The sequence below is a fragment of the Janthinobacterium sp. 13 genome (genome assembly GCF_002749695.1).
Taxonomy (GTDB): Bacteria; Pseudomonadota; Gammaproteobacteria; order Burkholderiales; family Burkholderiaceae_D; genus Janthinobacterium; species Janthinobacterium kumbetense.
In genome coordinates this window covers 2,231,571-2,251,780 of sequence record NZ_PEEQ01000001.1, presented here as the reverse complement: position 1 = coordinate 2,251,780, position 20,210 = coordinate 2,231,571, and the positions used below count along the sequence as shown (strand labels likewise).

Here is a 20,210-nt window from a genome sequence, read left to right as displayed (position 1 = left end):
GCGCAGCAAATAGCGGCCCTGGATGACCCGAAAAGCCGCGCACGATTGAGCAATATTGCTTCATTGTATTTTTTCTAAGCTATCATCTTTGCAACATTATTTGAAAGTCCAGAAGATCATGAAGAAATTGTGGCAATTGGCCGTGCTCGGCGCCGGGTTGGCTGCCGGGGAAGCATGCGCCGGCGTTCCTGAGGGGATGGCGGCTTTCCAGCGCGGGCGTTGCATCGATGCCGTGGCGCAATTGCGGGGACCGGCACTGGGCGGCAATATCAAGGCGCAAAAGGTTCTCGGCGATATCTACCTGGGCGAGGAGCGATGTGCGGACGTGGCGCGCAGCGATGCCGAAGCCGGGCGCTGGTATCTGCTGGCGGCCAAGGGCGGCGATCGCGTTGCGCAGGAGGCACTGGTTTCCCTGTATACGAGCTGGTCGGGCAGCCTGCGCAATCCGGCGCGCGCGCTGCCCTGGCTGCGCAGTCTGGCATCGCAGGGCGCCGGCGAACCGATGGCGCAACTGGCGCAAATGTATGAACGGGGCGAAGGCGTGCCGGCCGACAAGGTGGTGTCGTATGCGCTCAGACTGCTGGCGCTGCAAGACAAGAAATGGAAGGGCGCGGCCGAGCTGGAGACGTATCTGCCGGCGCGCCGCCGCGCGATGTCGCCGGACCAGGTCGACGAGGCCGTGCGCCTGGCCGGCCGCTGGAAGCGCGGCGCGTCCCTGCCGGCGACGTCGCAGACGGGACGGCGCTCGCCGCAGGACTGGTACCGCCGCGCCGCCGAGGGCGGCGACATGGACGCCGCCTACCAGCTGGGCATGCTGTGCTGCAACGGGGCAGATGGCCTGGATGAAAAGGAGGCCGCCCGCTGGCTGCGCAAGGCGGCCGAAAGCGGCAACGCCAAGGCCCAGCTGCAGCTGGCCACGGTGTACGGCCTGGATCGGGGCGTGCCGCAGGACTATGTGCTCGCTTCCATGCTGAGCCAGCTGGCGGCGGCGGGCGGGGAAGCGGGGGCCGCCGCCGCCGTGGCCGGCTGGGCAAAGGCGATGAACGCGGCGCAAAACGCCGAGGCGGACCAGCTGGCGCGGGCGTGGAAGGTGGGCATGCCGCTGCCGCAGCTTACCGTGCACGGCATGGAACGGGTGATCCATTATGTGCGCGAGGCGCGCGACAAGCTGCCGCCGACGCCCGAGGTGCGAGCGCTGTTCGACGCCGCCAGCGAGGGCGATGAAGCCGCTTTCGGCAAGCTGCTGGCCGGCGTCGCTTCGCCGGGCGCCTACCGGAGCGGCGAGAATACCTTGCTGCACGTCTTGATCTTGCCCGCGTACAGCCTGGTCGAAGCGGAACAGGCGTGGCAGAAGGCGCAACCGCGTCTGGACGATGAGTTGCTGCAACAGATGCAGCGGCGGGCGCACCGCGAGGCGCAACGCGAGCGGCACGCCGCGCTGCTGCCGGCCAGGCTGCGCATGATGACGCTGCTGTTGCAGCGCGGCGTGCCGGTCGATGAAGGCACCGGGGGCAGGAGCGTCGCGCCCCTGCACCTGGCGGCCATGTATGGCAACGCCGCGATGGTGCGGCTGTTGCTGGCCCATGGCGCCGACGTCCGGCACTATGGCGCCGGAAACGACACCTTGGCGCCGCTGGAATACGCGCTGCAGCAGGAAGCTGCGGACACTCTGCCGGAATTGCTCGACGCGGATGAGCGTACGGCGAACATGGTCGCCTTGCTGGACGCGGGTTCCGGCCTGCCGTATCTGGTGGGCGACCAGCGCATGGCAGAGCTGCGCCAGGCACAGAAGACGAAAGACGGCGCGGCGCGGCCGGCCGAACGGCCGCAGGCCGATGACGTGCTGTGGAGCCGCTTGCTGGGCCTGACGCGCGGCACCGAAGTGCTCGATAAAATGCTGGCCACCGGCACCACGCCCGAGATCGACGACAAGGGCAAGTCGCTGTACGCCTACGCCGCCGAAGCGGGCAACGCCGGCGCGCTGGACTGGCTCAAGCAGCGCGTGCCCCGGCATGATGCAAAAGGCAATGACCGCTGGCTCGATGCCGCGATGCGCGCCATGTACCAGCACCAGCCGGCGTCCGAGGACGTGCTGCGCCAGTTGGTGATGCCCGGCATGCCGTGGGCGCAAGTCGGCCCCGCAGCCGAAGGGTTGCACATGAGAAAACTGACGACGCTCGATACGCTGCACCTGGAAACGGAGACGCTGCTGTGGCATGCCGTGCGCAGCCAGCGGCCCGACTGGGTCGCCCGCCTGGCCGCGATGGGCGCGCCCGTCGTCAGCGACGGCTATCGCCCCCCCTTGCTGGCGGCCGTCGAAAATGGCGATGCGGCAATGGTCAAGCTGCTGCTGGACTTGGGCGCCGATCCGCTGGGCGGGGAATTCCCCGTCTTGCGGATGGCGCTGAAACTGAAGCCGACGCCGGAAAACAATACCGTGCTGACCCAGCTGCTGGTGGCCGTCGCGGCGCGCCAGCCGCCAGCAGACCTCAAGTGGTCGCCGCTGGACGAGGCGCTGCGTTCCGTGCGCGATGCGGCCGGCGTCGAGCGGGTACGCCTGATGCTGGCGGCCGGCTTGCCGGCCAGCCAGTTGAGCAATAACGCCGCCTTGTTCGCCGTGGCGTCGCCGCAGCGCGCACTGGCGCCGCTGTTGCTGGAGCACGGCATGTTGCGGCGCGCCGACGGCGTGCGGCGCGCGCCGGGCGATGCGGCGGTGCTGCGCCAGGCGCTGCGGGCGCGGCGCGCCGATCTGCTGCCGCCTCTGCTGGACCTGGGGCTGGACCCGAACTGGCGCGGCGCCAATCAGAAGAGTGCGCTGGAGCAAGCCATCGTCAGCGGCGAGACCGAGGCCGTGCGCCTGTTCATCGCGCGCGGCGCGCGGATCGATGACAGCACGGGGCACGCATGGGGCGGCGCGCTGGACCTGGCTGCCGCCAGCCTCGACGCCGATATGCTGGCCCTCGTCACGCGCGGCTCGACGCTGCTGCTGGACAAGGTGTGCCTGCCGGACACGTCGAACCTGGTCAACATCGTCATGAACGCATCCGACGCGTACTGGAACTTGCTGCTCCAGCAGGGTTTTGCCGCCGCGCCGCAACAGTGCGAGCACGCCATGGCGCCGCGCCTGATCACCGCCTTTGCCGACGAGCCGGGGGGCATACTGGCCGGCTGGCTGGGCCAGCGCTTTGCCGCGCGCCTGCCGCGCCTGGCCGGCGGCCTGCGGCAACTCTCGCCGCAGGACTGGAGCGCGCTGCGCACCGCGGGGCGCGACGACATGCTGGCCATCCTGGCGGCCGGCGGCTGGCGGGTGCCGCCGGCCGCGGTTGCGGCCGCGCCCGTACACAAGGACAAGGCTGCCGACCAGGCGCTGCAACGGCGTTTGCCGGGGCGCTATGCGCTGGGGCGCAAGACCGAGGTCGCGTCGCAGATCGTCCTGCGCGCCGACGGGCGTTTCAGCTACGGGATGGTGTATGGCGTCGATGAGCAAGCTGCGCAGGGGCGCTGGTCGGTGCTGGACGGCGAGTTGCTGCTGCAGGGCGATGGGGCATCGCCCGATGCGCCATTTGCGTTGTTGCCGCCGCGCCCGGGCGACGCCACCACCGGCCCGGCCCGCATCATCGTCGAGTATCGCGACGAGGCCGTAGCCGATATCGGCCTGGCGGCGCTGGGCGACGCGCCCGCGTTTGCCAAAGGCGTCAGCGGCAAGCAGCCGTGGCAGGTGCCGTTTGGCGGGCCGCTACGGCATCTGGTGCTGTCCCATCCGGAAGCGGGCATCGCCACGGTGGCGCTGCCGGCCCGGCAAGGCCTGTTGCGTTTTGCGCTGTATCCGCCGCGCCCGGGCATGCGCGATTTCCACGCCGTCATCGGCATAGAGGAGGGCCAGCTGGCCTGGAATCGCGACGGGCAAATGCTGTCGTACGACAAGGTGAAGTAAGCGCGGCCGTCGCCTGGGCAGGGCGACCGTCCCGGCATCGGGAGGGGGCCGTAAGCCCGTGTTTTGGCGGCCTGGCGAGTCGTTTTACTGCAACAGAACGGGGATCAAGGCGCTGCCGATGCTATAATGCCGGCCTCGGCGCCTCCTGCCTCATCCTTGCGGACGGCGCCTGCAGACGCGGTTGTATCAACGTTTCATATCCAACACGCGCCCGCGTCTCAAGGCCAGCGCATCCGCGATGCCAGCCACCTTCAGCGCGTCCCCTTCGGGCCGGGCGCCTGAGCCACGCGCACCGCCAGCGGTGCACCATTCACGGCGGAATACCGCGCGCCATCGTCTCTATCGGCCGCGCCGCCACAGCTTAGCCAGGAATGTTGTTATCTGGCCCGTCGTCTTTCGATACGGCATGTAACTACGGCGCGCCTTGACGCCTGTGGCCGCGCCATGGCCGCGCGCTTTCCCGGTTTTGCCTTTACAAGGAAACCAGCATGAAAAAACTCTCGATCAGTGTCGGCCTCGTTTCGACCATCGCCACCCTGGGCGCCTTGCCTGCCGCCCACGCCCAGTCGTCCGCCGGCCCGTCATCAGTCACCCCGTCGTCAGTCACCATGTATGGCTTGATGGATGCGGGCTTGGTGCAGGAAGGCGGCGTCAGCAAGCTCACCAGCGGCGTATCGGCCGGCTCGCGCCTGGGCTTGCGCGGCACGGAATCCCTGGGCAATGGCTTGCACGCCGTGTTCACCTTGGAAGCGGGCGTCCTGAGCGACTCGGGCCGCTCCGACCAGGCGGGGCAATTGTTCGGCCGCCAGGCGTTTGTCGGCATCGACAGCCCGCTGGGCATGCTGACCGTGGGCCGCCAGTACAACCTGCAAAGCCAGGCGCTGACCGACGTGGCCGATCCGTTCGAGGGCGGCCTGGCCGGCGCGGCGACCAACCTGGCCGGCTATTCGGCCACGCGCATCGACAATACCGTGCGCTACACCTCGCCGGAATGGCGCGGCGTGACGGGCACCGTCATGTATGGTGCCGGCGAGCACACAGGGATTGCGGCAGATCAACGTTCGCTGGGCCTGGCATTGGGTTATGTCAACGGCCCCCTGACCTTGCGCCTGGCGCGCCAGAGCCGTGCCGGCGAGCCGGGCAAGGCCGACGTGAATAACACCATTCTGGCCGGCAATTACAACTTTGGCGTGGCCACGGCGTTTGCCGGCTATGGCCGCAACACGGGCGATGGCAGCAGCATGTTCTTTGCGGAAAATCCGTACGGCGCAGCGCAGGCGCCGGCCCAGTCCACCGACAGCCGCGACGCCATCGTCGGCGTCTCCGTGCCGCTCGGCGCGACGACACTGCTGGCCTCGTATGTGCGCAAGGATGACCGCGATGCGGCCAACCGCGACGCGCAGCAGCTGGCCATCGGCGCCACGTATGCCTTGTCCAAGCGCAGCAAGGTGTATGTTGCCTACGCGCATATCCGCAACCGCAACGACGCCGCCTACATGGTGGGCAATGCAACGGAAGTGGGCAGCGGCAACCGCGCCTTCAACATCGGCTTGCGCCACGCGTTTTAAGCGGGCAGCATGTTGCCTTCGAGCAGCAATGTCTCGAAAGCGGCGGCGGCCAGGGGGCGGCTGAACAAATAGCCCTGCATCTGGTCGCAGTCGTGCTGGCGCAGGAAGTCCAGCTGCTGCGCCGTTTCCACGCCTTCGGCGATCACTTTCAGGCGCAGGCTGTGCGCCAGTGAAATGATGGCGCGCACGATGGCCGCGTCATCGTCACTGTGCGTGATGTCGCTGACGAAGGTTTTGTCGATTTTCAATACGTCGATGGGGAAGTGGCGCAGGTAGGCCAGGCTGGAATAGCCGGTGCCGAAGTCATCGATGGACAGTTGCACGCCCAGTCCCTTCAGCTTGGCCATGATGACCGTGGCTTGTTCCACGTCATGCATGACCATGCTTTCCGTTAACTCCAGTTCCAGATGGGCCGCGGCGAGTCCCGTGTCCGCCAGCGCCTGCGCCACCGCGTGCAGCAGGTTCTTTTGCTTGAATTGCCTCGCCGACAGGTTGACGGCCAGGCGCAGCGGGCCATGGCCGGCCAGCTGCCAGGCGCGCGCCTGGGCGCATGCCGTGCGCAGCACCCAGTCGCCGATGGGCGTGATCAAGCCCATTTCCTCGGCCAGGCCGATGAAGCTGGCCGGCGGAATCCGTCCCAGCTGCGGGTGGGTCCAGCGCAGCAGCGCTTCCATGCCCACCACCGTGCCGCTGGCCAGGTCCAGCTGGGGCTGGTATTCGAGGTGGAATTGCCCCCGCTCCAGGGCATGGCGCAACTCGCTCTCCAGTCCCAGCCGTTCCAGGGTGCCCGTATTCATGCTCGCGGCATAGAATTGCCAGTGGCCCCGTCCCTGTTCCTTCGCGCGGTACATGGCGATGTCGGCGTGCTTGATCAGCGTGTCGGCATCGTCGCCATCGTCGGGATACACGGCCACGCCCATGCAGCAGCTGAGGAAAAATTCATATTCACCCAGTTGCAGCGGTTGCGTCACGGCGTCCTGGATGCGCTGCAGGATGGCCACGCCCGGTTCGCCATTGCCATGCTGGGGCAGCAGCAGCACGAATTCGTCGCCGCCCAGGCGCGCCACCGTGTCGACTTCGCGCGTCGCGTCGCGCAGGCGCTCGGCCACGCTTTTCAGCACCAGGTCGCCCGCATCGTGGCCCAGGGTATCGTTGACGAATTTAAAACGGTCGAGGTCGATGAAAACCACCCACAGGGGCAGGCCGCTGCGCCGCGTCACGGCCATCGCCTGCTCCAGCCTTTCGCGCAGCAGGGCCCGGTTGGCCAGGCCCGTCAGGATATCGTGCCTGGCCTGGAATTCCAGTTCCTGTTCGAAACGCATGACGGTGCTGATGTCGTATTGCGCTACGACAAAGTGGCTGACGGGGCCATCGCCATCGTCGCGCACGGGAGCGACGAACAGCTCGCTCCAGTAGCAGCTGCCATCCTTGCGGAAATTGCGCACGATGGCCTTGCCTTCGCGCTGTTCGCGCAGGGCCGCCGTAATGGCGTGCATGTCTTGCCGCCCTTGCTCGGGACCTTGCAAGTCTTCCAGACGCTGGCCGATGACTTCGCCGGCCGCATAGCCGGTGATGCGTTCGAAGGCGGGGTTGACATATTCGATCAGGTAGCCGGGCGCGTCGGCGCTGCACAGGATGATGGCATTGGCCGATACTTCGATGATGCGTTCGCGCAGCCGCAGCGACTTTTCATTGTGCATGCGCGCGGCGATGTCTTCGGACAGGCGCAAATTGGCAAACTGCAGCGCCGCCGTGCGTTCGCCCGTGATGCGGGCAATCACGGAATTGCGCGACACCAGCTGATACACATACGCGGCCGCCAGCAGGCTCGACAGCAAACCGCCCAGCAGCACATACAGCGAGCCGCGGTGGTTGGCGTCCAGGCCCATGCCTTTGGCCGGCAGCAGGGCGGCGCCCAGGGTATGCGCGCTGGCGTGGTACTGCAGCAGCAGCCGGGTGCTTTCCGACTCGATCTGGCGCGCCGAGGCGTAGCACAGGGCCGTCAAACACAGTCCGAACGCCAGGGTGAGCAGGGCCGAAGTGGAAACGGAAATGGAGATGCGCTTGAAGAATGATTGCATGGTGACGTCCCGTGGCAGCGCCGGTGCCGATCCATGATCAGGCAGGCCGGGCAGTGACTGACTGTAGGGCGGGCGGCGAAATACCGTCCGTTCGCTACCGAACGGACGGCCATGCCAGCAAGAAATATAGTCGGGGCACCGTGCCAGCGCTGTGTTACGCTGCACCACATGGCGGCCCTCGTTCGGACGCCTTTCATCGATCCCCTAGCTGACGACTGGAAACCAGGAAACCTGCCCATGTCGAGTCCGCATGCCCAGCTGCACAACCCGAATCAAAACCATTTGCTTGCGGCCATGCTCGACGCCGATTTCGCGCGCCTGGCCCCGTACCTGGAGCAAGTGTCGATGCTGCTCGGCGACGTGATCTACGATTCGGGCGACAAGCTGCAGCATGTGTATTTCCCCACCACGGCCATCGTTTCCATTCATTACCTGCTGGAAAATGGCGGTTCGTCGGAAATTGCCGGTGTCGGCAATGAAGGCGTCGTGGGCGTGTCGCTGTTTATGGGCGGCAACTCGACACCGAGCCGCGCCGTCGTGCAGACGGGCGGCGTCGGCTACCGGCTGAAGGCCCATTTGCTGATGGAAGAGTTCGACCGCGCGGGGCCCGTCATGCGCTTGCTGCTGCGCTATACGCAGGCGCTGATCACGCAAATGTCGCAGACGGCCGTGTGCAACCGCCACCATACGGTGGAGCAGCAGCTGTGCCGCTGGCTGCTGCTGACCATGGACCGCTTGCCGAACCGCGAGCTGACGATGACGCAGGAGTTGATCGCCAACATGCTGGGCGTGCGCCGCGAAGGCGTGACGGAAGCGGCCGGGCGCCTGCAGCAGCGCGGCTTCATCAGCTACCGGCGCGGCCATATTTCCGTGCTGGACCGCGCCGGCCTCGAAGGCCATGTGTGCGAATGCTATGGCGTGGTCAAAAAGGAATTTGCGCGCCTGCTGTCGGACGTGCGCCAGCGCCAGTCTTCCTGAAGACCGCACTGCCTCGTATTCTTATCGTTGTCATAGCCCGGGCTACCTCATGCAATCTGTCGAAAACATTCCCCCGCGCGCACCGTCGCGCTGGCCCATGGCGCTGGCGTTTTCCTTCAGCGCCGTCGCGCTGCTGGCCGTCGGCGTGCTGGCCTGGCGCGCGCCGTTCGAGACGGCTTGCGTCATCGACGCGCTGGTCTTCTTGCTGCTGATGCTGCTCGTGGCGCTGTACCGGCGCACGGTGGCGGCCAGCCTGCCGCGCCAACTGCTCAAGGCGGGTGCCTTGCAGGATGCGATCTTCAACAGCGCCAATTTCTCGTGCATCGCCACCGATGCGCAGGGCGTGATCCAGATTTTCAATGTGGGCGCCGAACGCATGCTCGGTTATGCGGCGAGCGACGTGGTCGACAAGCTGACGCCGGCCGGCATTTCCGATGCGCAAGAAATCGTCGCGCGCGCGGCCGCCCTCAGCGCCGAACTCGACACCGTCATCACGCCGGGCGTGGAAGCGCTCGTCTTCAAGGCCACGCGCGGCATCGAAGACATCTATGAACTGACCTACATCCGCAACGATGGCAGCCGCTTCCCCGCCATCGTTTCCGTGACGGCCTTGCGCGATGCGCAGAGCAAGGTCATCGGCTACTTGCTGATCGGCACCGACAATACGGCACGCAAGCAGGTCGAGGCGGAACAGGCGCTGCTGGACCAGCGCCTGCGCGAACAGCAGGCGTACACGCGCTCGCTCGTCGAGACCAACAATGCCGAACTGAAGAAGGCGCGCCTGGTGGCGGAAAAGGCCAACCGCGCCAAGTCCGAATTCCTGTCGAGCATGAGCCACGAATTGCGCACGCCGCTGAATGCCGTGCTGGGCTTTGCGCAGCTGATGGCGTCCGACGTGCCGCCGCCCACCGTGCCGCAGCAGCGCTCGATCGAACAGATCCTCAAGGGCGGCTGGTATCTCTTGCGCTTGATCAATGAAATCCTCGACCTGGCCATGATCGAATCGGGCAAGGTGACGTTGTCGCAGGAAGCGATGTCCCTGCTCGACGTGCTGCAGGATTGCCAGGCGATGATCGCGCCGCAGGCGGAAAAACGAGGCATCAGCCTGCATTTCCCCCGCTGCGGCGAAGCCTACTTCGTGCATGCGGACCGCACGCGCGTAAAACAGGTGATGATCAACCTGTTGTCGAACGCCATCAAATACAACCAGGGCGGCGGTTCCGTCACCGTCGACTGCAGCCAGCGCGGCGCCAAGGTGCGCGTCAGCGTGCGCGACAGCGGCGCCGGCCTCGATGCGGGGCAGGTGGCGCAGTTGTTCCAGCCTTTCAACCGCCTGGGACAGGAAAACAGCACGGAAGAGGGCACGGGCATCGGCCTCGTCGTCACCAAGCAGCTGATTGAATTGATGGGCGGCACCATCGGCGTCGACAGCACGGTCGGCGTGGGCACCACCTTCTGGTTCGAGCTGGCCGCCAGCAGCGCGCCGGCACTGATGCTGGGCGACGGCGACGCGCTGCCGCAGGCGCAGGAGGCGCAGGAAAGCCAGCGCACCTTGCTGTACGTGGAAGACAATCCCGCCAACCTGGCGCTGGTGGAGCAATTGATCGCCCGCCGCAGCGACTTGAAGCTGCTCACGGCCATCGATGCGCACCTGGGCATCGACCTGGCGCGCACGTATCAGCCGGACGTGATCTTGATGGATATCAACCTGCCCGGCATCAGCGGCTATGGCGCCCTGCATATCCTGCACGACGATCCGCTCACGAAACATATTCCCGTGATGGCCCTGTCGGCCAACGCCGTGCCGCGCGACATCGAAAAGGGCCTGGAAGCGGGCTTCTTCCGCTACCTGACCAAGCCGATCAAGGTCGTCGAATTCATGGATGCGCTCGACGTGGCCCTGCACCATGCGGCCGCGCACGGCCTGGCCGACGACACTCATGCAGTACGCTAATTCAGCATCTATTTTTAGGAATACCGCCATGCTTCAAGCCACCGAGATCCTGAACGCCAGCATCCTCATCGTCGATGACCAGGAGGCCAACGTCATGCTGCTGGAACAGGTGCTGCGCAATGCCGGCTATACGCGCATCACCTCCACCATGGACCCGCAAGCCGTGCGCGCGCTGCACCAGCAGCACCGCTACGACCTGATCCTGCTCGACTTGCAGATGCCGGAAATGGATGGTTTTGAAGTCATGGAAGGCTTGCGCGACCTCGAGGCGGGCAGCTATCTGCCCGTGCTGGTGATCACGGCCCAGCCGGGCCACAAGCTGCGCGCGCTGCAGGCGGGCGCCAAGGATTTCGTCAGCAAGCCCTTCGACCTGGTGGAAGTCAAGACGCGCATCCACAACATGCTGGAAGTGCGATTGCTGTACCAGAAGCTGGCCGAATACAACAAGTCGCTGGAACAGATGGTGGAAGTGCGCACGGCGGAGTTGCGCGAAAGCGAAGCGCGCTTCCAGCGCTTCACGGAACTGTCGTCCGACTGGTACTGGGAGCAGGATGCGCAGGGCAACTTGACGCGCTTTTCCGGCCCCGTGGCTGAAATGCTGGGTATCGGCAGCGAGGAAGAGCCGCAGCGCTGGAACGCGGCCGAACGCGCCTTGCTCGACGCCAAGATTGCCGCAAGGGAACCGTTTCTCGACTTTATCTACAGCCGCGCCAACCTCGACGGCAGCACGCAATACCTGCAGGTGAGCGGCGAACCGATGTTCGACACGGGCAGCCGCTTCATCGGCTACCGCGGCATCGGCCTCGATGTCACGGAGCGCCATCGCAGTGCCTGATTTATACTGGGCGCCATCGATACAGACCAGGAAAAATCATGACCGACAAATCTCCCTCCTACTGGTTCCCCGCCAAGACCTATGGCTGGGGCTGGGGCTTGCCCATCACCTGGCAGGGCTGGCTGGTGTTCCTGGTCGCGCTGGCGCTGTTCGCCTGCGGCGCCTTCCTGTTCCCCCCGCAAACCATGCTGGTCGGCTACATCGTCTATGAAGTGGCCATCGTTGCCGTGCTCATTTTCATCTGCCAGCTGAAGGGCGAACCGACCAGCTGGCGCTGGGGCAAGAAGAAATAAGCGCGCTGCCGTCTGTTGCAATGCAGCAGATGCGCAAAGACGACACCTGCAAGAAATCATCTGGCCACGCGGCGCGAACCGCGTATAATTGGCTCGCTGCCGCAAGGCGGCAAACGCTAGGGGTCCTGCCTTTCGCTGTGGAAACACGGTGCAAGCGCGGGTGAGAAATACCCTCCGAACCTGATCTGGATAATGCCAGCGAAGGGAAGCTTTAGGATGACTGCACCCCGCTTTTCCGCGTGCGCAATTCCGAACCTCCTTAGCTGGCTCCAGGCTTAAAAATAGTCTAGCCAAGGAGCCAAAATGAACGCCAACCCGAAATTCCTCTCCGCCACCGCCACGGTCGACGAAGCCGCCATCGCGCCGCTGCCCAATTCGCGCAAGATTTACGTGCAAGGCAGCCGTCCCGACATCCGCGTGCCCATGCGCGAGATCAGCCAGTCCGACACGGAAGCGTCGTTCGGCGGCGAAAAGAATCCGCCGATCTACGTCTACGACACATCCGGCCCGTACACGGACCCGGACGTGAACATCGACATCCGCTCCGGCCTCGATACGCCGCGCCTGCCATGGATCATGGAGCGTGCCGACACGGAAGAATTGCCCGGTCCCACTTCCGACTACGGCATCGCCCGCCTGGCGGACCCGAAGCTGGCCGAGCTGCGTTTCAATTTGCACCGCAAGCCGCGCCGCGCCATCGCCGGCAAGAACGTGACGCAGATGCATTACGCGCGCCAAGGCATCATCACGCCGGAAATGGAATTCGTCGCCATCCGCGAAAACATGCGCCGCCAGGAGTATTTGCGCGAGCTCAAGGCTTCCGGCCCCATGGGCGAGCGCCTGGCCGACCTGATGGGCCGCCAGCATCCGGGCCAGTCCTTCGGCGCCAGCATCCCGGTCGAAATCACGCCGGAATTCGTGCGCGAGGAAATCGCCCGCGGCCGCGCCATCATCCCCGCCAATATCAATCACCCGGAAGTGGAGCCGATGATTATCGGCCGCAATTTCCTGGTGAAAATCAATGCGAATATCGGCAATTCCGCCGTAACCTCTTCCATCGGCGAGGAAGTGGAAAAGATGACCTGGGCCATCCGCTGGGGCGGCGATAACGTGATGGACTTGTCGACCGGCAAGCACATCCACGAGACGCGCGAATGGATCGTGCGCAACAGCCCCGTGCCCATCGGCACCGTGCCCATCTACCAGGCGCTGGAAAAGGTCAATGGCAAGGCGGAAGATCTGACGTGGGAAATCTTCCGCGACACCCTGATCGAGCAGGCCGAGCAGGGCGTCGATTATTTCACCATCCACGCGGGCGTGCTGCTGCGCTATGTGCCGATGACAGCCAAGCGCCTGACGGGCATCGTTTCGCGCGGCGGCTCCATCATGGCGAAATGGTGTCTGGCGCACCACCAGGAATCGTTCCTCTACACGCATTTCGAAGAAATTTGCGAAATCATGAAGGCGTATGACGTGTCGTTCTCGCTGGGTGACGGCTTGCGCCCCGGCTCCATCTACGACGCCAACGACGAAGCGCAGCTGGGCGAACTGAAAACCCTGGGCGAGCTGACGCAAGTTGCCTGGAAGCACGACGTGCAAGTGATGATCGAAGGTCCGGGCCACGTGCCCATGCAATTGATCAAGGAAAACATGGACTTGCAGCTGGAACAGTGCGGCGAGGCGCCGTTCTACACCTTGGGGCCGCTGACGACGGATATCGCGCCCGGCTACGACCACATCACCTCGGGCATCGGCGCGGCCATGATCGGCTGGTATGGCACGGCCATGCTGTGTTACGTGACGCCGAAGGAACACCTGGGCTTGCCGAACAAGGCGGACGTCAAGGACGGCATCATCACGTACAAGATCGCCGCGCACGCGGCCGACCTGGCGAAAGGCCATCCGGGCGCGCAAATCCGCGACAACGCGCTGTCGAAAGCCCGTTTCGAATTCCGCTGGGACGACCAGTTCAACATCGGCCTGGACCCGGACAAGGCGCGCGAATTCCACGATGAAACCTTGCCCAAGGATTCGGCCAAGGTGGCGCATTTCTGCTCCATGTGCGGCCCGCATTTCTGCTCGATGAAGATCACGCAGGAAGTGCGCGAATACGCGGCCGGCATGGGCATCGCGGAAGACAAGGCGCTGCAGCAGGGGATGGAGGTGAAAGCCATCGAATTCATCAAGAACGGCGCCGAGCTGTACCGCAAGGTCTGAAGGAGGGCGTGATGACTGCATTGATCGACATCACGCTCAACGGCGCGCCGCACCAGGTGCCGCCGGGGCAAACCCTGGACCAATTGATCGCCGCGTTGTCGCTGGAAAACCAGGCGCTGGCGCTGGCCGTCAACCGCAGCGTCGTGCCGCGCAAGGCGTGGCACGACCGGGTCCTGGAAATTCAAGACCAGGTGGAAATCGTACGCGCGATTGGCGGCGGTTAAGTTGAGAATAGACAAGGAAACGCACATGAATACCGCAACAAACAACGACCTGCTGACCATCGCGGGAAAACAGTATCGATCGCGCCTGCTGGTGGGCAGCGGCAAGTACAAGGATTTGCCGCAGACGCGCGAGGCAACGGACGCGGCCGAGGCGCAGATCATCACGGTGGCGATCCGCAGGGTGAATATCGGGCAAGATCCGAACGCGCCCAGCCTGCTCGATTTCGTGCCGCCCGACCAGTACACGATTTTGCCGAACACGGCCGGCTGCTACAACGCCAAGGATGCCGTGTACACCCTGCAACTGGCGCGCGAACTCCTGGGCGGGCGCAATCTGGTGAAACTGGAAGTGCTGGGCGATGAAAAGACGCTGTTTCCGCACATGCCGGAAACCCTGGTCGCGGCCGAAGCGCTGGTCAAGGATGGCTTCGACGTGATGGTCTACTGCAGCGACGACCCCATCCAGGCGAAGATTCTGGAAGACATCGGCTGCGTGGCCGTCATGCCGCTGGCGTCACTGATCGGCTCGGGCATGGGCATCTTGAATCCGTGGAACTTGTCCTTGATCATAGACCAGGCGAAAGTGCCCGTGCTCGTCGATGCGGGCGTGGGCACGGCGTCGGACGCGGCCATCGCCATGGAACTCGGTTGCGATGGCGTGCTGATGAATACAGCGATTGCCGGCGCGCGCGACCCCGTGCGCATGGCGCATGCGATGAAGCTGGCTGTGCGGGCCGGGCGCGAAGCGTTTTTGGCGGGGCGCATGCCGCGCAAGTTCGCCGCCTCGCCTTCGTCGCCGATGGCGGGCCGGCTGGCGTGATGGCGCTGCAACGTCGCACCGTGCTCGTGTTTGCCGGCGCCGACCCGTCGGGCGGCGCCGGCATCGCCGCCGATATTCTAGCGATTGCGGCGCAGGGCGCGCATGCCTTGCCCGTCATCACGGCGCTGACGGTGCAGGACAACGACCGCGTGTTTGCTGTCGAGCCTGTGGCGCCGGAATTGCTGCGCCGACAGGCGCAGGCGCTGATCGCCAAGGTCGCCATCGATGCCGTGAAAATCGGCATCCCCGGCAGCGCGGCGAATGCGGCCGTCATCGCGCAACTGATCGCCCAATTGCGGTTGTCCCGCCCAAGCTTGCCCGTCGTGCTCGATCCCGTGCTGGCCAGCGGCCATGGCGACGTGCTCAGCCGGGACGACGCCGTGCTGGCGCTGGCGCCCTTGCTGCCCGTGACGACCGTCATCGTACCGAACGGGCCGGAAGCGCTGGCCCTCGGCGGCGCAGACAACTTGCGCGCGCAAGGCTGTGGACACGTGCTGGTGACGGGCGGCCATGGCGACGGCGAGGAGATCGTCAACCGCTGGCTGGACGGTGACGGGCGCGCGCGCGAGTGGCGCTGGCCGCGCCTGCCCGGCGAATTCCACGGCAGCGGCTGCACGTTGGCGTCCGCCATCGCGGCGCGCCTGGCGCTGGGCCAGGCATTGCCCGAAGCGCTTGATGGCGCGCAAAGCTATTGCCATGCGGCCTTGGCCGGCGCGTATGCGATTGCGCCAGGTCAACTCATGCCGCAACGATTCATTGAATAAGGAAAACATCATGCGTGGACTGTATCTGGTCACCCCGAACTGGGATGACACCGACCGCCTGCTCGATATCACGGAGCAGGCTTTGCACGGCGGCGTGGCCCTGCTGCAATACCGCCACAAGAGCGCCGACGCGGACCAGCGGCGCGAACAGGCGGGCGCCTTGCTGGCCCTGGCCCGCAAGTATGGCGTGCCTTTCATCGTCAACGATTTTCTCGAGCTGTGCGAAGAGCTGGACGCGGACGGCGTGCACGTGGGCGGCACGGATGCGTCCGTGGCGCAGGTACGCGCGCGCCTGGGGAGCGGCAAGATCGTCGGCGCTTCCTGCTATGGCGACATGGCCCTGGCGCGCACGGCAGCAGAGGGCGGCGCCAGCTACGTGGCCTTCGGCGGCTTTTATCCATCGCTGGTGAAAAAGTATCCGGTGACGACGCCCCTGGATATCGTGCTGCAGGCGAAACGCGAAATCGCCTTGCCCTGCGTGGTGATCGGCGGCATGACGCCGGAGAACGCGGCGCCGCTGGTCGCGCGCGGGGCCGACATGGTGGCGGCGATCAGCAGCGTATTTGGCAAGGGATATCAGGCGGACGATGTGGATATTGCAGTGCAGCAATTCAATCTGCTGTTTGCGCAGGCCGGGGAGGCGTGAGGGGGCGGATTTGGCGAATAATCGGCATATAATAAGGGCATCATTCATTACCGAGGTCCCTTTACCCATGAGTCAGCCAGCCGCCGCGAAACGCCTTATCCTGATCGTTGACGATGACCAGCTCCTGTTGGAATTCCTTGGCGAAGTCCTGCGCCATGCCGGCTACGAGACGGCCCTGGCCCATTCGGCCGAAGTGGCGCTGCAGCTGATCGCCCAGCGCGAGCCTGACCTGGCCTTGCTCGACATCCACATGCCGGGTATGTCCGGCCTGGAACTGGCCAAGCGCCTGCACGGCGAAACGGCCGTGCCATTCATGTTCCTGTCCGGCAGCGGCGACAGCGAATCGGGCAAGCAGGCGGCCGCCTACGGCGCCGTCGGCTATGTCGTCAAACCCGTCGACGAAGGCCGCTTGATGCCGGCGTTCGAAGCGGGCCTGGCGCGCGCCGATGAAATCCGCCAGCTGCGCCGCACCGAGCTGAACCTGAATGCGGCCCTGGCCGCCGGCCGCGAAACGAGCCTGGCCGTCGGTTTGCTGATGGGCAAGTTCCAGACGGACCGCAACACGGCGTTCGAAGTGCTGCGCGACCACGCCCGCTCCAGCCGCCGCAAGATCAATGAAATCGCCAGCCAGCTGCTGCTGGCCGAGGAAACCCTGAACGGCTTGCACGGCGCGTTTTTGAACCGGGCGAAAACCAAGTAAGAGTTTCAAGTAAGTGTTTCAAGTAAGCGTTGCACCGGCGCCGGCGTGGCACGTCGGCGCCTGCCTTGTTATGATGTGACGATACGGCGCGCTGGCGCGCCTGGTTCAACCATACACAGGACACACATGAAAACCAAAGCAGCGATTGCATGGAAGGCGGGCGCGCCTTTGACCATCGAGGAAGTCGACCTGGCCGGCCCGCGCGAGGGCGAGGTACTGGTCGAGATCAAGGCCACCGGCATTTGCCACACCGATTACTACACCCTGTCGGGCGCCGATCCGGAAGGCATCTTCCCATCCATCCTCGGCCATGAAGGCGCGGGCATCGTCGTCGACGTGGGTCCTGGCGTGAAAAGCCTGAAGAAGGATGACCACGTCATCCCCCTGTACACGCCGGAATGCCGCCAGTGCAAATTCTGCCTGTCGCAAAAGACCAACCTGTGCCAGTCGATCCGCTCGACCCAGGGCCGCGGCCTGATGCCGGACGCGACGTCGCGCTTTTCCATCGACGGCAAGCCCATCTTCCACTACATGGGCACGTCCACCTTCTCGAACTACATCGTCGTGCCGGAAATCGCCCTGGCGAAGATCCGCGAAGACGCGCCTTTCGATAAAGTCTGCTACATCGGCTGCGGCGTGACGACGGGCGTGGGCGCCGTGCTGTTCACGGCCAAGGTCGAGGCGGGCGCCAACGTGGTCGTGTTCGGCCTGGGCGGCATCGGCTTGAACGTGATCCAGGCGGCCAAGATGGTCGGCGCCGACAAAATTATCGGCGTGGACATCAACCCGGCGCGCCAGGCCATCGCGCGCAAGTTCGGCATGACGCATTTCGTCAACGCCAACGAGGTGGAAAACGTTGTCGATACCATCGTGCAGCTGACGGACGGCGGCGCCGACTATTCGTTCGAATGCATCGGCAACACCACCACCATGCGCCAGTCGCTCGAGTGCTGCCACAAGGGCTGGGGCCAGTCCATCATCATCGGCGTGGCGGCGGCCGGCCAGGAAATTTCCACGCGTCCGTTCCAGCTGGTGACGGGGCGCGTGTGGAAAGGTTCCGCCTTCGGCGGCGCGCGCGGCCGCACGGACGTGCCGAAGATCGTCGACTGGTACATGGAAGGCAAGCTCAATATCGATGATTTGATCACACACAGGCTGAAGCTCGATGATATCAATCAAGGTTTCGACTTGATGAAGAGCGGTGAATCGATCCGCTCCGTCGTGCTGTATTAATTAATTGAAATTTAATTGAAATACGCCGTACCACGGCGTTTTTGCGGAGGCTGCGGCCTCCGTTTTTTTTGTCCGGATGCCATCCATCGTCCGTGCTTGCCATCCAGGCAGGCCTTTTTGCAGCCTGTCGCACGGCGCTGGAGGCCAGGTCCGCTTGCCGCTACAGTCAACGCTCCACCACTTTTGCGACGAGGCAGCCATGACCACTTCCCATCGTTTGATCCTCAGCCTGGCCGGTATCCTGCTTGGCGGCAGCGCGCTGGCCGTGCAGCCGCCGCAACCGCCCGCGCCCCCGGCCCCGCCGGCCGCGCCCAGCGTGCAGGTCAGCCGTTCGCTCGACAAGGGCGAAAGCTATGCGCTGGTCGATGGCACCAGGGATAGCGAGGGCGTCATCGTCATCGACAGCGATATTCACTCGGAGCAGGTGGAAAAACTCAAGCGCTCGATCAAGGGGCCGTTCCTGTGGTTCCGCGACCAGGGGCAGGCCTATGTGCTGCAGGATGCGGCCTTGCTGGGCAAGGTGCGCACGGCATGGGAACCCTCGAAACAGCTGGGCAAGGAGATGAGCGCGCTTGGCGATCAAATGGGCGCGCATGGCAAGGCCATGGGTGAAATGGGCCGCAAGATGGGCGCCCGCAGCCTGGAAAAGGGTAGCGCGCGCGAATCGGAACAGCTGCGCTTGCTGGGCCGCCAGCAGCAGGAGCTGGGCCGCAAGCTCGGCGACGCCTCGCGCCGCCAGGCGCTGGCGACGAGCGACACGGCGCGTCGCGCGGCCGAGCGCGACGTGGAAGGCCTGCAGCAGCAGATGGAAGATGCGCAGGACAAAATGGAAGAGATCAACGACCGCATCGCCGACGTACACGAGCGGGAGGCCGAGAAAATGGAGCAGATGTCGCGCCAGATGGAGCAGCGCGGCAAGCCGATGGAAGCGCTGGGCAAGCAAATGGGCGACCTGGGCCGCCAGCAGGAAAAAGTCGTCAAGATCGCGGACAAGACCACGCGCCAGGTGATCGCCCAGGCGCTCAGCGAGGGCAAGGCCAAGCTGGTGCGCTGAAGGATGTGCTCAATTAGCAGGCCAGTGGCTTGCGCATCAGGCAGCGCAGCGCCGGATCGTGTCCGTCCTGCGCTTCGCGCGCCAGCTTGAGCGCGTGGCCTGCGCCCAGCGCCGCGGCCCCGATTTCGCTGAAACCATGGCGCGCATAGTAGGGTGCGTTCCATGGCAGGTGGCGATACGTGCTGAGCGTCAGGCCGGCGCAGCCCTGCGCCCGGGCATGGGCCGCTGCCGCGTCGAGCAAGCGCGCGCCCACGCCCTGCCGTTGATGCGGCAGGGCAACGGACAATTCCACGATGAACAGTTGCCCGTCGAGCGGTTCGGCGGCCAGGAAGCCTGCCGGCGCAGCGTGCTCATCGGCGGCCACCCATACGCCGCCCTCGCGCTGCAGCGCCTGTAAGGTGCTCAATGGTAAGGGTTCTCCCTGCGCCAGCCACGCCAGTCCGGGGCCGGCCTGCGCAAACAGGGCCGCGGCGCTGCGCTCGACCTGGGCCAGCAGGGGCAGGTCGGCGCTGCTGGCTGTGCGGATGGCGTACTTCACGGCGTATGCCACGCGGCGGCCACGGCGCGGTATTGCGCCGGCAACTGCCTGGCGTCGTCCTCGCTGGCATATGCCTCATCCTGCACCGTGTCCCAGCGCGCGTCGCAGCTGAAACGGTAGACTTGCGCTTCGTCCCCGTAGCGGCATACGGCCAGGCCGTGGATGGCGATGGGGGCGGCGCCATCTTCAGCGGCAACATGGCCGAAAGGCAAGTCGGACCAGGCCCAGGCCAGTACGCGGGCGCCGTCGAGGTGGCTGGGAGGTGTCATGGGCATGTTTTCATCAGCTGTGCAGTGATGCCGATTGTAGCGCGCACGCGGCGAATCCGGCGCGACCGCTGGACAAATGCACAGTATTTTTAGCCATGCCGG

General features: G+C 65.0%; 17 protein-coding genes and 1 riboswitch. Of the genes, 14 read left to right on the top strand and 3 right to left on the bottom strand.

Features of this window, described 5'->3' with window-relative positions:
* Positions 1-118: 118 nt before the first annotated feature.
* Both CLU94_RS09845 and CLU94_RS09840 read left to right on the top strand, forming a co-directional pair.
* Entirely contained in the window at positions 119-3,934 is a 3,816-nt protein-coding gene (locus CLU94_RS09845; protein ID WP_143451389.1) for an ankyrin repeat domain-containing protein, read from the top strand.
* Positions 3,935-4,422: 488 nt separating this feature from the next.
* Entirely contained in the window at positions 4,423-5,502 is a 1,080-nt protein-coding gene (locus CLU94_RS09840) for a porin (RefSeq protein WP_099665505.1), read from the top strand.
* Here CLU94_RS09840 and CLU94_RS09835 read toward each other — a convergent pair.
* On the bottom strand, positions 5,499-7,583 hold the full coding sequence (locus CLU94_RS09835) for a putative bifunctional diguanylate cyclase/phosphodiesterase (protein ID WP_099665504.1): 2,085 nt from the start codon (positions 7,581-7,583) through the stop codon (positions 5,499-5,501). The two genes, CLU94_RS09840 and CLU94_RS09835, sit on opposite strands and share 4 nt — an antisense overlap.
* Before the next feature lie 237 nt (positions 7,584-7,820).
* Between CLU94_RS09835 and CLU94_RS09830 the strand changes: the two genes are divergently transcribed.
* The 12 genes from CLU94_RS09830 (at position 7,821) to CLU94_RS09775 (ending at position 19,301) form a co-directional block, all read left to right on the top strand.
* Positions 7,821-8,561: a Crp/Fnr family transcriptional regulator gene (locus CLU94_RS09830; RefSeq protein ID WP_099665503.1), complete on the top strand. Its 741-nt coding sequence runs from the start codon at positions 7,821-7,823 to the stop codon at positions 8,559-8,561.
* Positions 8,562-8,610: 49 nt separating this feature from the next.
* The gene (locus CLU94_RS09825) at positions 8,611-10,515 is read left to right on the top strand and encodes a hybrid sensor histidine kinase/response regulator (protein ID WP_257218745.1); all 1,905 of its coding nucleotides are present in this window, start codon (positions 8,611-8,613) and stop codon (positions 10,513-10,515) included.
* A gap of 28 nt (positions 10,516-10,543) precedes the next feature.
* Positions 10,544-11,350, top strand: coding sequence for a response regulator (locus CLU94_RS09820; protein WP_099665502.1), 807 nt, complete (start codon positions 10,544-10,546; stop codon positions 11,348-11,350).
* Between the two features lie 38 nt (positions 11,351-11,388).
* Positions 11,389-11,643: a hypothetical protein gene (locus tag CLU94_RS09815; RefSeq protein WP_099665501.1), complete on the top strand. Its 255-nt coding sequence runs from the start codon at positions 11,389-11,391 to the stop codon at positions 11,641-11,643.
* 108 nt (positions 11,644-11,751) lie between these two features.
* Positions 11,752-11,867, top strand: a riboswitch (TPP riboswitch).
* Between the two features lie 79 nt (positions 11,868-11,946).
* Complete coding sequence (gene thiC, locus CLU94_RS09810; protein WP_099665500.1) at positions 11,947-13,860, top strand: phosphomethylpyrimidine synthase ThiC; 1,914 nt, start codon at positions 11,947-11,949, stop codon at positions 13,858-13,860.
* A 20-nt stretch (positions 13,861-13,880) separates the two neighbouring features.
* On the top strand, positions 13,881-14,084 hold the full coding sequence (gene thiS / locus CLU94_RS09805) for a sulfur carrier protein ThiS (RefSeq protein ID WP_099668244.1): 204 nt from the start codon (positions 13,881-13,883) through the stop codon (positions 14,082-14,084).
* Positions 14,085-14,109: 25 nt separating this feature from the next.
* A complete protein-coding gene (locus tag CLU94_RS09800) occupies positions 14,110-14,904 on the top strand; it encodes a thiazole synthase (protein ID WP_099665499.1) in 795 nt (264 codons plus the stop codon).
* The gene (gene thiD, locus CLU94_RS09795) at positions 14,904-15,668 is read left to right on the top strand and encodes a bifunctional hydroxymethylpyrimidine kinase/phosphomethylpyrimidine kinase (protein ID WP_099665498.1); all 765 of its coding nucleotides are present in this window, start codon (positions 14,904-14,906) and stop codon (positions 15,666-15,668) included. Before CLU94_RS09800 ends, thiD begins: the two co-directional genes overlap by 1 nt.
* A gap of 10 nt (positions 15,669-15,678) precedes the next feature.
* On the top strand, positions 15,679-16,314 hold the full coding sequence (gene thiE, locus CLU94_RS09790; RefSeq protein WP_099668243.1) for a thiamine phosphate synthase: 636 nt from the start codon (positions 15,679-15,681) through the stop codon (positions 16,312-16,314).
* A gap of 67 nt (positions 16,315-16,381) precedes the next feature.
* Positions 16,382-17,014: an ANTAR domain-containing response regulator gene (locus CLU94_RS09785; protein WP_034749164.1), complete on the top strand. Its 633-nt coding sequence runs from the start codon at positions 16,382-16,384 to the stop codon at positions 17,012-17,014.
* Between the two features lie 126 nt (positions 17,015-17,140).
* Positions 17,141-18,247 (top strand): S-(hydroxymethyl)glutathione dehydrogenase/class III alcohol dehydrogenase, encoded by a 1,107-nt coding sequence (locus tag CLU94_RS09780; RefSeq protein WP_034749160.1) that lies wholly within the window; start codon positions 17,141-17,143, stop codon positions 18,245-18,247.
* Positions 18,248-18,446: 199 nt separating this feature from the next.
* Positions 18,447-19,301: a hypothetical protein gene (locus CLU94_RS09775; protein WP_143451388.1), complete on the top strand. Its 855-nt coding sequence runs from the start codon at positions 18,447-18,449 to the stop codon at positions 19,299-19,301.
* A 13-nt stretch (positions 19,302-19,314) separates the two neighbouring features.
* Here CLU94_RS09775 and CLU94_RS09770 read toward each other — a convergent pair whose 3' ends face one another.
* Together CLU94_RS09770 and CLU94_RS09765 are read right to left on the bottom strand one after the other, a co-directional pair.
* On the bottom strand, positions 19,315-19,839 hold the full coding sequence (locus tag CLU94_RS09770) for a GNAT family N-acetyltransferase (protein ID WP_099665496.1): 525 nt from the start codon (positions 19,837-19,839) through the stop codon (positions 19,315-19,317).
* Positions 19,836-20,108 (bottom strand): hypothetical protein, encoded by a 273-nt coding sequence (locus CLU94_RS09765; protein WP_099665495.1) that lies wholly within the window; start codon positions 20,106-20,108, stop codon positions 19,836-19,838. The genes CLU94_RS09770 and CLU94_RS09765 overlap by 4 nt, the downstream gene beginning before the upstream one ends.
* Positions 20,109-20,210 lie beyond the last annotated feature (102 nt).